The 12580-nt window shown below is 68.7% G+C and carries 16 protein-coding genes; 9 read left to right on the top strand and 7 right to left on the bottom strand.

Annotated features, from left to right (window positions below; translation table 11 throughout):
* Nucleotides 1-21: 21 nt before the first annotated feature.
* The gene (locus tag ABZ552_RS15865) at nt 22-804 is read left to right on the top strand and encodes an ABC transporter permease (RefSeq protein WP_281880922.1); all 783 of its coding nucleotides are present in this window, start codon (nt 22-24) and stop codon (nt 802-804) included.
* A gap of 63 nt (nt 805-867) precedes the next feature.
* Here ABZ552_RS15865 and ABZ552_RS15860 read toward each other — a convergent pair whose 3' ends face one another.
* The gene (locus ABZ552_RS15860) at nt 868-1203 is read right to left on the bottom strand and encodes an RNA polymerase-binding protein RbpA (protein WP_043719627.1); all 336 of its coding nucleotides are present in this window, start codon (nt 1201-1203) and stop codon (nt 868-870) included.
* A 243-nt stretch (nt 1204-1446) separates the two neighbouring features.
* Between ABZ552_RS15860 and ABZ552_RS15855 the strand changes: the two genes are divergently transcribed.
* The gene (locus ABZ552_RS15855) at nt 1447-1767 is read left to right on the top strand and encodes a hypothetical protein (protein WP_159844287.1); all 321 of its coding nucleotides are present in this window, start codon (nt 1447-1449) and stop codon (nt 1765-1767) included.
* On the opposite strand, the gene ABZ552_RS15850 is transcribed toward ABZ552_RS15855, so the two are convergent.
* Together ABZ552_RS15850 and ABZ552_RS15845 are read right to left on the bottom strand one after the other, a co-directional pair.
* Entirely contained in the window at nt 1739-2821 is a 1083-nt protein-coding gene (locus tag ABZ552_RS15850) for a hypothetical protein (RefSeq protein ID WP_357437897.1), read from the bottom strand. The genes ABZ552_RS15855 and ABZ552_RS15850 overlap by 29 nt on opposite strands.
* Before the next feature lie 226 nt (nt 2822-3047).
* Complete coding sequence (locus tag ABZ552_RS15845) at nt 3048-3764, bottom strand: M23 family metallopeptidase (protein ID WP_281918109.1); 717 nt, start codon at nt 3762-3764, stop codon at nt 3048-3050.
* 184 nt (nt 3765-3948) lie between these two features.
* Here ABZ552_RS15845 and ABZ552_RS15840 point away from each other — a divergent pair, with 184 nt between their 5' ends.
* A complete protein-coding gene (locus ABZ552_RS15840; RefSeq protein ID WP_281879549.1) occupies nt 3949-4260 on the top strand; it encodes a metalloregulator ArsR/SmtB family transcription factor in 312 nt (103 codons plus the stop codon).
* A 38-nt stretch (nt 4261-4298) separates the two neighbouring features.
* On the opposite strand, the gene ABZ552_RS15835 is transcribed toward ABZ552_RS15840, so the two are convergent.
* The gene (locus tag ABZ552_RS15835; RefSeq protein ID WP_281918110.1) at nt 4299-5285 is read right to left on the bottom strand and encodes a glycosyltransferase family 9 protein; all 987 of its coding nucleotides are present in this window, start codon (nt 5283-5285) and stop codon (nt 4299-4301) included.
* Between the two features lie 212 nt (nt 5286-5497).
* Between ABZ552_RS15835 and ABZ552_RS15830 the strand changes: the two genes are divergently transcribed.
* From ABZ552_RS15830 to ABZ552_RS15805, 6 genes are all read left to right on the top strand, one after another.
* Nucleotides 5498-6088: an HdeD family acid-resistance protein gene (locus ABZ552_RS15830; protein ID WP_281879553.1), complete on the top strand. Its 591-nt coding sequence runs from the start codon at nt 5498-5500 to the stop codon at nt 6086-6088.
* A gap of 175 nt (nt 6089-6263) precedes the next feature.
* On the top strand, nt 6264-6569 hold the full coding sequence (locus tag ABZ552_RS15825; RefSeq protein ID WP_039801814.1) for a hypothetical protein: 306 nt from the start codon (nt 6264-6266) through the stop codon (nt 6567-6569).
* Between the two features lie 767 nt (nt 6570-7336).
* On the top strand, nt 7337-7822 hold the full coding sequence (locus tag ABZ552_RS15820) for a DUF4383 domain-containing protein (RefSeq protein WP_281879555.1): 486 nt from the start codon (nt 7337-7339) through the stop codon (nt 7820-7822).
* 292 nt (nt 7823-8114) lie between these two features.
* Complete coding sequence (locus ABZ552_RS15815) at nt 8115-8441, top strand: hypothetical protein (RefSeq protein ID WP_281879556.1); 327 nt, start codon at nt 8115-8117, stop codon at nt 8439-8441.
* Nucleotides 8442-8821: 380 nt separating this feature from the next.
* On the top strand, nt 8822-9454 hold the full coding sequence (locus ABZ552_RS15810) for a hypothetical protein (RefSeq protein WP_357437892.1): 633 nt from the start codon (nt 8822-8824) through the stop codon (nt 9452-9454).
* 267 nt (nt 9455-9721) lie between these two features.
* On the top strand, nt 9722-10561 hold the full coding sequence (locus tag ABZ552_RS15805) for a patatin-like phospholipase family protein (protein WP_357437889.1): 840 nt from the start codon (nt 9722-9724) through the stop codon (nt 10559-10561).
* Nucleotides 10562-10762: 201 nt separating this feature from the next.
* Here ABZ552_RS15805 and bfr read toward each other — a convergent pair whose 3' ends face one another.
* The 3 genes from bfr to ABZ552_RS15790 all read right to left on the bottom strand — a co-directional run bounded on the left by bfr (nt 10763) and on the right by ABZ552_RS15790 (nt 12430).
* The gene (gene bfr / locus ABZ552_RS15800) at nt 10763-11242 is read right to left on the bottom strand and encodes a bacterioferritin (protein ID WP_067807548.1); all 480 of its coding nucleotides are present in this window, start codon (nt 11240-11242) and stop codon (nt 10763-10765) included.
* 58 nt (nt 11243-11300) lie between these two features.
* Entirely contained in the window at nt 11301-11492 is a 192-nt protein-coding gene (locus ABZ552_RS15795; protein WP_281879561.1) for a (2Fe-2S)-binding protein, read from the bottom strand.
* A gap of 485 nt (nt 11493-11977) precedes the next feature.
* Nucleotides 11978-12430: a MaoC family dehydratase gene (locus tag ABZ552_RS15790; RefSeq protein ID WP_357437885.1), complete on the bottom strand. Its 453-nt coding sequence runs from the start codon at nt 12428-12430 to the stop codon at nt 11978-11980.
* Between the last annotated feature and the right edge of the window lie 150 nt (nt 12431-12580).

Below are 12580 nucleotides of genomic sequence, written 5' to 3'. Positions count from 1 at the left end.
GATTCCGCTCCCCGGCTGCGGTTGTTCCGGGACAGCGCGATCGTGGCCCATCGCAATCTGCTGACCATCCTGCGCGTGCCCACGCTGCTGGTGACCGCGACGATTCAGCCGCTGATGTTCGTGTTCCTGTTCGCTTACATCTTCGGCGCGTCGCTCGGGGGTGGCCAGTACCGGGAGTTCCTGCTCGCGGGCATCTTCACCCAGACGGTGGCGTTCAACGCCGCGTTCACCACGGTAGGGCTGGCTGGGGACCTGCAGAAGGGCATCATCGACCGGATGCGGGCGCTGCCGATGTCGCGGCTGGCCGTGCTGATGGGCCGCACGCTGTCCGACCTCGTGGTCAACATCCTCAGCCTGGCGGTGATGGTCGGGTGCGGATACGTGGTCGGGTGGCGCATCCACGGCAGCGTCACCGACGCCGTGCTGGCGTTCGGCGTGATACTGCTGTTCGCGTTCGCGATGTCCTGGGTCGGCGCGCTGACCGGCTTGCTGTCACCGACCGTCGAGGTGGCGCAGAGCGCCGGGCTGATCTGGCTCTTCCCGCTGACGTTCATCTCCTCGGCGTTCATCTCGGCCGAGACCCTGCCCGGCCCGCTGCGCACGATCGCCGAATGGAATCCGATCACCGCGGTCTCGGCGGCTGGACGCAAGTTGTTCGACAACGACTCGCCGCCCACCTTCGTCCCGCCCAGCGGCTGGGCCGCCGACCACTGCGTCGAGTACGCGGTGGCCTGCTCGGTTGGGATCCTCGTGGTGGCCGTGCCGCTGGCGCTGCTTCGCTACCGCAAGGTGGCCAGCCGCTGACCCGGACAGCGAACGGCCGCCGCATCGAACGATGCGGCGGCCGTTTCCGTACCGCGCGAACCGTCAGGCGCGGCGGCGGGTCTTGAGCAGTTCGAGGCGCTCCTTGAGCAACTCCTCGAGTTCCTCCTTGCTGCGGCGCTCCAACAGCATGTCCCAGTGCGTGCGCGGCGGCTTGACCTTCTTGGTCTCCTGCGTGGTGCCCTCGATCAGCACGCCCTCCTGGCCGTTGCGGCACAGCCAGGTCGGCGGGATCTCGGCGTCGTCGGCGAAGGGAACGTCGAATTCCTCGCCGTTGTCGGTCCGGTACCGGGCGATCCGACGCGGAGCCAGGTCGTGGTCGCGATCGGTCTCGTAGCTCACCGCTCCGAGCCGACTGCCTCGGAGTACGCGATCTGCCATGGTGTGCCTCTCCCTGTGTGCTCGAGTCTTCGTGCGCTGCGACCGTGTCCGCACGAGTGCGCGGGGCATCCGCCGGACTTGATGTACAACGATCGGGCCTGCGCCGATAGTTCCCGACGCGGCCGCGGTGAACCGTTCCATTGTAGTGCCCTCGGCACGCCTGCCTCGCCATGCCCGATGCGGGGCGATTCTCCGGGGGTCAGTGAGCGGATCGCGGGTCGCGGGCTATTAGTGTTCTGCGTCATGTCGCGCCGCTTGTCCTGCCAGTGGTGTGGGCGGGAGATCGTGGAATCGGAGGCCGGCCGCCGTCGCCGGTACTGCCGCCAGTCCTGTCGCCAACGCGCCTACGAACATCGCAACAGCTTGAAGGGGACCGGGATCCCCGACGACGCGGTTGTGCTCAGCGCCCAGGAGGCGGCCGACTTGGCCGATCGCTGGTTCGCCGCCCGCTGCGCCGCCGAGGACGTCGCCACCGCCATCGCGGAGGGTGCGACGTCCGATGAACTCGCCGCGCTCGGCAAGACCCTGGTCGCGCTCACCCGTGACGCCGAACGCCTCCGCTGACCGGCTCCGCAGCCGAACGGGGATGCCCCGCGCCGGCGCCGCGGTGACGGAGGTACACCGCGCCGAGCAGCACGCCGACGGTCGCGGCCAGTCCGCCTGCCGCGAGCCAGGTGGCCTCGTCCGGGTGGACCAGCGACTGCGCCCGCATCGCCTGCCAGAAGACGAGCGCGAGCACACCGGCGTACCCGGCGGCCAGCACGCCGACGACCGCGGCGCGGGCGCGTTCTGGCCGCAGCCAGCGGTAGCGGGGAGCGAGCCAGGCGAGCGCGACAGCCACCAGCAGCAGGACCTGGATGCCGTGCAGCCCGACGAAGTGCGGAACGCGTAGGTCACCGCCGACGGTGCTCCAGTGCGTGATCGGCATGCCCGCCATGGCGTCGCGCGGGGCGAGATCGCCCGCGTCGGCCAGGACCGTGTGCCCCGCGGCCAACTCGACCACGCGCCCGTCGCTGTCGCGGACGAGTTGCTTACCGGTGAACCCCATCAGGTAGCCCAGCGCCATGCCGACGACGGCCAGGGCCAGACCGGCGTGGATGGCCCGCGCTGTCGGGCGGTCCACCAACCGCTGCCAGGCCAGGATCAGCACGATGATCAGATTGGCGAGGAACAGGCCGGGCACGCCGGAGGCGAAGACCACCTGCCCGATCGAGTTCACCGGGTCGTCCTGGGTGTTGAAGTGGCTGAAGGTGCCGCGGGCGGCTTGCACCACGATGAATCCGACGTCGATGAATCCGGTCACCGCGAATACCGTGCCCAGCCACCAGGTAGCGCGGTTTCCCTTGTGCGGCAACGACAGCAGCCATGCCAGAGTGAGGCTGTAGAGGAAGAAGGCCAGCCCGAACTTCATCGGCTTGAGCCAGACCGACTCGCCGAGCAGCGTGCGGGCGTCGACCAGCATCGCCGCCAGGCAGAACAGGACGAGCGCGGCCATCGCGGTGACCGTGCCGAGTAGCGGTCGATGCAGTCGCGCGCGCCCCGCCACTGTCGTGCTCGCCCGCGATCGCGGCGTCGAGGACTCGCCCTGCGGCGCCGTGGCGAAATGTGTTGTGGACATGGACCGAACGTAGAAACCGCGAACCCCGCACAGCGTCCCGCCGCAGCGCCATTCGCGCCTAGTACCCCGGTATCGGGTCGAGCGTCCCGGCGATACCAGGGAGGCGGCATGGTGGGGAGATCGGGAAAGGGCCGCGAACGCGCCGTTGCGTTCGCGGCCCCGTCGAGGGCGACGGCATTGTCGCCGAGTTTGTTCGCGGGCTCATGTCCCACGAACGGGTCCGGGATCAGTCCTCCGCGGCGAACCCGACGTCGATGCCGCGCTCGGCCAGCCAGGGACGCGGGTCGATCGGTGCGCCGTCGGGCAGGTGGACCTCGTAGTGCAGATGCGGGCCGGTGGAATAGCCACGGTTGCCGACCGTCGCGATGACGTCGCCCGCGCGGACCGGCTGGCCCACGGCGACGAGGATGTCGTTGACGTGGCCGTAGACGCCGACGGTGCCGTCGTCCTGTTGCACCCGCACCCACAGGCCGAAGCCGGAGGCGGGTCCGGCCTCGATCACGACGCCGTCGGTGACCGCGGCGATCGGCGCCCCGAGCGGGTCGCCGAAATCCAGGCCCGCGTGCAGCGTGCCCCAGCGAGTCCCGAAATTCGAGGTGAGCACGCCGGCCACGGGACGGACGGTCTTCGGTGGGGTGAAGTCCTGGGCGATCCGGTTCGGGTCCCACGGTGCGGGCAGCGGGGCGGCTTGCGGCGCCTGGTTCTGGTCCGGGGCGAAGACGGCGAACTGCGTCGTGCCCTCGGCCGGGCGGATCTCGCCCGAGGCGATCTTGCCCGCGACGAGGCGGGCGGAGGCGTCGGTGTCCTGGTCCTGCTGCGCCGCGGCGAGGATGCCGACGGAGGCGGTGACGACCGCGGCGGCGGCGAGGACACGGGCGGCGGCGCTGTCGCGGCGCAGCCGGGTCACGCTCCGGCGAATCGGTAACGGAAAGGTCACGGGCATGCATCGAACGTAAGGGAGCCGGCGCGCCGGTCGGCAATCCTGTGGCTATCGTCACCGGGCATCGAACGCCCAGCTCGTCGGTCACGGGTAGGTAACGATGATTCGCTGTTCGGCGCATGAGCTGGGAATACGCTCTCTTGCCCAACTGTTGACCGGAGAAACGTCGGACGCCCACACTATGTGAGTGGCGACTAATGGAGTTCGTGCCCTGACGGCGCTGGCGGACCCGACCCGGCGCGCTATCTTCGAGGCTTTGCCGCAGAACCCGCGCTCGGTCGGCGACATCGCGCACGACCTGGGCGTCACCAGCTCGGCGGTCTCCCAGCATTTGCGCGTGCTGCGCGAGGCACGGTTGGTCATGATGCGGCCGGAAGGCAACCGGAGGCTGTACTCCTTGGATCCGCGTGGCCTGGCCGACGCCCGTGACTATCTCGAGCAGTTCTGGCCGAGTGCCATCGCCGCGTACTCCGCGGCGATCGCGACCGCGAACGCCTGAACCGCGGACGCGTCATCCCGGGTGGCGTCGGGGGGCGGTCATCCGACGCGCCGATACGCAGGTTTGCGGCGGTCGGTGTTCGTGCGGGGCCAGTTGCGCGTGCTCAACTGTTTGTCGACCGCATTGATCACCTCGGTGACCCCGATCTGCAACAGCCCGGGGTCGGGGGTGTCGGCGTGCGGGTCGCCGATCTGGCCGCTCCACAACACCGCGTGCCTGCCCAGCAGGTGCGCGGGCGGGCCCGCCCACCGCGGGGGCGTGGGGCCGAACAGCAGGACGGTGCGGGTGCCGAACGCCGTGGCCAGATGGGCGACGCCGGTGTCCCCGCAGATCACCAGCGCCGCCTCGGCGACCGTGGCGGCCAGATCGATGAGGTTCTGTTCCCCGGCGAGCACCCGGCCGACCGGCAGCCCGGCCCGCGCGGCGATGCCCAGTGCGAGTTGGCGTTCGTTCTCGTCGCCGGTCAGGACCACTTCGCGCCCGAGGACCAGCAAGTGCCGCACCACCGCGGCGAAACGGTCCGGGGGCCAGCGGCGGGCCGGCGCGCCTGCGCCGACGTGCACGACCACGCAGTCGCGGCGGCTGGTCGTCGACACCGGCGGTACCAGTCCGAGGTTGCGTCGATCGGCTCCGATGCCGTCGTACTCGAGCAGGTGACACCAGCGGTCCACAACGTGCATGTCGGTTTCCCACTCGGGGCCGGGTAGCTCGGGAAACGCGGCGTTGCGAAAGGAGAGGATGCGTCCGGGGTCGGTCTTGGCCAGCATGACGATGCTTTCCGCGCTGGCGCCGTGCAGGTTGACCGCCAATTCGGGTGGGGGCGCGTCCCAGCGGAGACTGCTCGGATCGGCGGTCGGCACCAGCGCGTCGACCGAGGCGATCAAGTCGACGATGGGCTTGAGCCGCTGCGGTGCCGCCAGGACGATGCGATCGTGGGGTTTGGCCCGGCGCAGTGCACGTAGAGCCGGGACCGCGGTGAGTAGATCACCGAGCCCACGCGCCTGCAACACGAGCAGAACCGCCACCCTCTTCTCCTAGCCACCCGAGTCTCACCGAACCCCGACCCACCCGTTCACCCCAGGGGCGCCAACGAAGAGTCACTCCGTGATGACTACCCGACCGGCCGGACGGCGAAACGTGAACTCCGGGCAACGCCGCGGTACCGGCCGAACAACCGCCGTGCGGCCGGGTCGGCAAATGATCAGAAAACGCGGAACCTCAGCTATAGCATCAATGCATGACGACAAACAGCGTGGTAGAGGGTCCCTTGCAGTCTCTTGCCCGCCGTGCGTGGCAAACGGTTCTGCTCACCGGCGTTCTGGCGGTGATCCTCGGCATCTTGATCCTGGTCTGGCCGGACATCACCCTGCAGGCGGCGGGCATCGTCTTCGGCATCTATCTGGTGGTCACCGGCTTCCTGCAGTTGATCGCGGCCTTCGGCGCGCCGGCCAGTGCCGGGCTGCGGGTGCTGTCGTTCATCATCGGCGTGCTGTCCATCGTGGTCGGCGTGTTCTGCTTCCGCGACGAACTGGCCTCGATCCTGCTGTTGGGACTGTGGATCGGCATCGGCTGGCTCTTCCGCGGGATCGCGCTGCTGGCGGCGGCGATCTCGGAACCCGCGATGCCCGGGCGCTGGTGGCAGGTGTTCTTCGGCGTGGTGACCGCGGCCGCGGGTGTCGTCCTGATCGTCTGGCCGGTTCGGTCGGTGGCTACGCTGGCCGTCTTGGCGGGGGTGTGGCTGATCATCCTCGGCATCATGGAGATCGTCGTGGCGTTCGGGGTCCGCAGGGACGTGCGGACGGTGGGCGCCGCGCACGCCGCCGCCTGACCACGGATTTTCGCCCGGCCGGACGCGATCGGCGCCCGGCCGGGCGATGTCGTGTCTCCCGGCGCCGGGACCAGCACGGTTCCGTCCGGTCGGAACTCGTGACAGAATCACAGGCGCATTTTCACGAGACGTCGGCTTCGGGGTTGGTCGACATCGAAAAGAACTGGAGGCACGAATGATTCGTACTGCTGGGTTTGTCGGTGCGCTCGCCCTGGCAGGGGCCGCGGCCATGCTGTCGGCGGGAACGGCGCAGGCCGCGGTCGGCACGCTGGGGATCAACGGTGAGCTGCACGCGGATCCGGTGGGCTGCTTGAACACCGACGGCACCTTCTACACCACGTTCCAGATCACCGTCGTCAACAGCACCGATCGTGCCGTCACGCTGTACTCCGGAAGGGACTGCACCGGTTCCGTGGTCGGCGAGCTGCCCGTGGAGAAGATCGGTTACCTGCCCAAGGGCGGCAGCGTCTCCGTCAGCTGAACCGACCGTAGCGATCGCGGCCGAGGCGTCGCGTCACCCATCGCACGAGTTTCGTCGGTGTGTGCGCGAGCGCCTCGGCCGTTTCCGTGCTCGCCCCGCCCGTGCGGGGGTGATGATCTGCGGATACGCCTGTCGCATCGGGGATCGCGCTACCGCGCGCGTGAACTCGTTTCCATCGTGCGGGCCGGACGTCGGGTGTCCTGTGTGCGCGGCCAGTCACTCGGGTTCACCGCGGTGGATTCCGAGGTCGCCGGTGCCGGAACCGGCGGGGCGGCAGCCGAGCGGCGGCTACCCCGCGGATCCCATGCCATCGCCGACGCGGCCGCGCCCAGCAGAACGACCACGATCATCGTCACAACACACCAGACCAACATGGCCCTTGCCTCCCTGGCATCACCATCCGGTTGACAGACTGCGTCGGCTCACCAAGGCGGACAGTTGTTTTCGAGTCGGTGACAGTATTCACCGACCGGATGGCGCGCGCGAGTCCTCGGCGCGGGGCCGAGGTGTCCCGGCTTCGTCCGAAACCCGCCACTGATCTTGTGGCGGACGGGTGTGCCAGCGCGAACATCGCCGACTCGGGTCCGGTGCGGCGATCGGAGGAGACGGGGATCACGATCACGCCGTGACCGCACGTGTGTGGGTGGCGTCTCAGGTCCCACTCGTTCGTCGCGCGCAGTGGCCCGAGGGCTCGCTGTTTGCCTCGTTTTCGCCCGGGTAGCACGGTGGGGACGGAGGTCAACCCACAGCGAAGGGCTGGTTCGGCGATGTCCAATTCCACATCCGGCGCGACAACGGATCGGCGGTCTCCGCTCCAGGTCGCCGCCATGGCGGTCGGAGCGACGTTCCTGCTGGTCGGCATCCTGGGGTTCATTCCGGGAATCACGACCGACTACGGCGAACTCGAGTGGGCGGGGCATCACTCCCAGGCCCAGTTGCTCGGTCTGTTCCGCGTGTCGGTGCTGCACAACGTGGTCCACTTGGCTTTCGGCATCGCCGGAGTGCTGGCCGCGCGCACTGCTGCGTCGGCGCGCGCGTTCCTCATCGGCGGCGGCGTGGTGTATCTCGTGCTGTGGCTGTACGGACTGGTCGTGAACCCTGACAGCGACGCGAACTTCGTGCCGCTCGATACGGCCGACAACTGGCTGCACTTCGTGCTCGGCGCGGGCATGATCGCCCTCGGCGTGGTCTTGGCGCGGCGGCCCATGACTCAGGCGCCTGGAGCGGGTAGGCAGACCGGAATCCTGGAGTAGCCGACACCCCCAACCGCGGCCGGTGCGGGTAGTAGCAACGAAAGTTGCTGCAGGTCAACTGGTCTCACAGCCGAACGGGCTTCACCGACGCCGCCGGGTTCTCGGCGGTGCGCTCGATCCGGGTGATGCCGGAAAGCTGGCTTGCCGAACGCCGAACATGTTGACATCGACTGCTGTTGACAACATATGATGTCAATAACTTGCTCAGCCTGCACTCCGCGCCGTAACCGCGCGAGCCGCAGGAGTGCAGGCCTTCGACTACTTCGGCAACGATCGCGGCAAGGGAGCACCGATGAGGGCCAAACCACCCGCGCTGGGATATCTCCGCAAAGACGTCTCGGGTGTGTCCCAGGATTGGGACGAAGCGCAGATGCGGAGTTTGGCCAAGCGGCTGGGTTACGAGCTGTGCAAGACGGTGACCTTCGGCGCCGGTACCGACGCACCGGTGGATCGCCTCGTCGACGTCGTCCGCACGTTCGGCGTCGACGCCGTGATCGCTCCCGGTCTGCACCACTTCGGCAATGCGGTACCGGCGCAACTGGTCGAGGTCTGCGACCTGATCACCGTGACGCCCCAGCAGACGTACGCCCGCTCGGCGCTGTCGCGGATCTGGGCCTGAATCGGTCCGACCCTGGGGTGAAGTCCAGCGCTGTTCAGCGCTGGCGCCAGCCCAGCGGACCCGGCAGGTCCACACGGTTCTTCTTGGTTCGGGAGTTCCGCGACCAGGGGCCGATTCTGATACTCCCCGACGACAGCCCCGATTGGGTGAAGTTGAGCTTCAGCGGTCCGAACGATTTGCGCTGACGATATCCGATTGGCATGAGCAGCCTCCCTGACTCGACCCCAGGATGACGGATTCGGTTATCCCACAGGGTCTTCGCTGGTCGAGGCATCCCTGATCGGCAGCCCGGTCGGATTCATGCCGTCGAGACCGTCCCGCAGGCACTGCGACCCGGAAACGATGGGCGGTCTACTGGTGAAGTGCGCTCTACTGATGCCATGGACGGTACTGGAAGCCCTTGGGAGAATACGACGCACGACTGGGCCGGCACCGTGGACCTCGCCCACCTGGAACGGATTCGCCGCGAGCCGGAAGCGATGGCTCCCGGCGGTATCCGTCACCTGATTCTCGAAGTCGTCGCCTACGCGGCGGACGAAGCCGCATGCGGGAACGGCGGACGGTGCGTCGTGACCTTGCACACCGATGGTTCGGTGTCGGTGTCCGACGATGGAAGAGGCACCGACACCCGCATCGACGCCGGCGGCCGCCACGTCAAGAAGCCGATCATGGCGACGAAAGATCTGCGGTTCTTCGACTTCCCTGATGCGGAATGCCTGCCCGACGGTCATCCGCGCCGTGGCATGTCCGTCGTCGCGGCGCTGAGCCCATGGCTCGTGCACACCAATCGCCGGCGGCACGGAGCTTGGACGCAACGCTATGAGAACGGCGTCCCGGTCACCGATCTGCTGCCGGTCGCCGCGGACGGCACGACCGGGACGACGGTCCACTTCCGGCCGGGCCACGACTTGCCCGAGGCGGCCGAGCCGACCGTCGACGAGCTGGTCCGGTTGACGTCGCCGTGGCGGCAGTTGTCGGTCGAGGTGATCCGCGCCGGTGCGGCATCGCGGTGAGCCACGACGTTATCGGCACGCACCGGCAAACTGACGTCGCCCAACATCAGACCGGAGAAGACACCCGAGCGCGCTCCTCGCCTCCCGTCCGATACGCGACAGCGGTCCGCGATCGGTGCGAGTTATGCCCAGGCAGGAGTTGATACAGCGGACGGTCGTCGTGTCGGGTAGCCGCGGACACAGCGGCGGCACGATGGTCTTACGAGGATCGTCGAGTCGGCTCGGCGAGCAGCCGTCGGCCAGGCGCGGTGCGGATAGGCTGGCGGTATGTCGGACTCGGTGGTTCCCAGAGAGTTTTCGGTCGCGCTCGTGCTGGGCGGGGGCGGTCCGGTCGGCATCGCGTGGTTGGCGGGGTTGGCCACCGGGTTGCGGGAAAGCGGTGTCGACTTGGCGCTGGCGGACCGCTTCGTGGGGACCTCCGCCGGAGCGGTGGTCGGCGCGGTGCTGGCCGATGGTGGCGATCCGGCGCGGTTGTTGCGGCCGCCCTCGGCATCGGCGCCGGTGCGCGCGGATCCGGCGCGGATGGGGGAGATCCTCGCCGTGCTGCGCACGCCCGGGCAGGATCCCGCTGAGGGGCGTCGCCGGGCGGGTGCGCTGGCGCTGGCCGCCCGGGTCGGCGATCCGGACGAGCACATCGCGCGTATCGGCGGGCTGGCCGGGGTGACGCAGTGGCCCGAGCGCGACCTCGTCGTCACCGCGATCGACATCACCACCGGTGACCTGCGGGCGTGGACCAGGGACGGCGCGGCGTCGTTGCCCGCGGCGCTGGCGTCGAGCACCGCGGTGCCGGGCGTCTTCCCGCCGATTCCGATCGACGGGAGTCTCTACGTCGACGGCGGGCTGCGCTCGCCGGTCAACGCCGACCTCGCCGCGGGCGCCGATGTCGTGGTGATCGCGGAACCCTTGGCGCACATGTTCCCGCGTATCCCCAGTGATCGCGAATTGGGTTCGGCCACCGAGATTTCCATCGTCCCCGACAACGACGCCATCGCCGCGTTCGGACTCGACGTGTTCGCCCCGGCCGCGCTGGCCCCCGCACACGCGGCCGGCGTGCGTCAGGCCGCCGAGGCGGCGCGGCGGCTGAAAGACGTCTGGCCGGACCGCTGAGCGAGACGGTCGCTCACGACCCGGCTTCGTCCGGCGCGGACCCGAGGATGCCCTTCATCTCCGGACGATCGCCAGGCTGGATCGGTAGCTGTTCGGTGGCTGGCGAGCATCGGAAGTAACTGACCCGGCGATACGCCCCGGCGCGGCGAGCGCTGGAGGGCATCGCCGGGCAGTCCCGGCGTGGCGCGGCGGAAAGCCGGGTCAGTCGTCCGGGGTCTCGGTGAAGCGCTGGAGGTACAGCGGCTCGCCGAGCTTCTCCACCAGATCGAGTTCGGTCTCCAGGTAGTCGACGTGCTGTTCCTCGTCTTCGAGGATGTGCTCGAAGATGCGCGCCGAAGTCACGTCCCCGCGCGAACGCATCAATTCGATGCCTCGCCGGAGTCGTTCCACCGCTTCCAGCTCGATCTGCAGATCGGCCCGCAGTTGCTCCGGCACGCTCTGCCCGATGCGCAGCGGATTGAGCTTCTGATAGTTCGGCAGCCCCTCCAGGAACAGAATCCGGTCGGTGAGGAGCTCGGCATGTTTCATCTCATCGATGGACTCGTGCCGAGTGTGCCGCGCCAGCTTGGTGAAACCCCAGTTCTCCTGCATCTTGGCGTGCAGGAAGTACTGGTTGATCGCCGTGAGTTCGGCCGTCAGTTGCTCGTTGAGCAACGCCACGATGTCCTTGTCGCCGTCCATAGCAGCGATCGTGGCACAAAAAGTGCGCAGCGCGGGAGAGACCGCCTGGTGTGTCGCTTCAGGCGGCCGTGGGTTGCGCTCCGGTCGTCGCCCGAGCGCGGCCTATCACCTCGGCCAATCGCGCCGTGCAACTGCCGCAGCCGGGTTTCCAACCACAGGCGTTCTTCACCTGGCGGATGCTGTCGGCGCCCGCCGCAACGCAGGTGTGCACATCGCCTTCGGACACCGCGTTACAAATACAGACGTACATGAAGCCTCACAGCCAGGATCACCTTTCCGCTGAGGTTAGCCTCGACTAACGAGGTAAGCCTCCCCTAATGTATAGCACCTCCGCCGACCGGGGGAAACCCCGACATGCGGGCCTGGCGCTTTTCTCCCCACCCGGTCGCGGCGCCGGCCGTCGGCGAGCCGCTGCACGGCGAGGCGCCGCAGGTCGCTGGACTCGAGCCCGGCGTGGGCCGGGGAGCGGCACGCCGGCCGCGCGGTTCGTCGGCGTGCCGCTCCCGCGCTTCCGACGTCGAGCGGCTCACCGCCCCTTAGCTGTGTGCCCCGAACCCGAGGGTATGGCGCAGTGCTCAGCCGTCGTCGCGCAGTGGCGCGGGATCCGGGGGCGCCGTCGTGATCGTTCCCGCGCTGTCCGCTGAACCATGGACAGCCCGAAGCGTCGCCCCGCTACTGCTCGGCCGAGTGAACTCGCCGATCGGCAAGTGAGGTGTTGCGAATCAGTGTGCCCCCTCAGTCCAGGTAACGGACCAGGTGTTCGGCGACGCAGGCCGGCTTGTCCGCATCCTCGGCGGTAATGGTCACGGTCCGTTCGGCCTGCACGCCGCCGGGCACGTCGGTGACGGCGGTGAGCGTGACGGTGCCGCGCACCCGGCTGCCGACGCGCACCGGGCTGACGAAGCGCGCTTTGTTCAGCCCGTAGTTGATCGCCATCCGGGCCGACCGCACCGTCATCAGCTGCTGGCTGATCGGGGCGAGCAACGCGAGGGTGAGGAACCCGTGGGCGATGGTGGCCCCGTACGGGCCATTCGCGGCGCGGTCCGGATCGACGTGGATCCACTGGTGGTCGCCGGTCGCCTCGGCGAATAGGTCGATGCGCCGCTGGTCGATCTCGAGCCACTCGCCCGGGCCGAACTCGGTGCCCACCGCGGCGCGCAGGGCGTCGAAATCGGGGAAGTCGGTCATGCGGCATCCTTTCTGCGAGCGGCATCTGCACGATATCCGGGGAGCGGCAGCGTGCGGAATCCGCTGCCGCGAACGGTCCTTCATCGCCTTTCGGGTGGCATCGAGCGGCAACGCGCGCAGCAAACGAATCAAGCGTGGAACCCTGTAGCC

Origin of the sequence: Nocardia sp. NPDC019219 (assembly GCF_040632645.1) — a bacterium.
Classification (GTDB): Bacteria; Actinomycetota; Actinomycetes; order Mycobacteriales; family Mycobacteriaceae; genus Nocardia; species Nocardia sputorum.
Note: the sequence above shows the minus strand (reverse complement) of the source record. Positions and strands in the feature narration are given on the sequence as shown.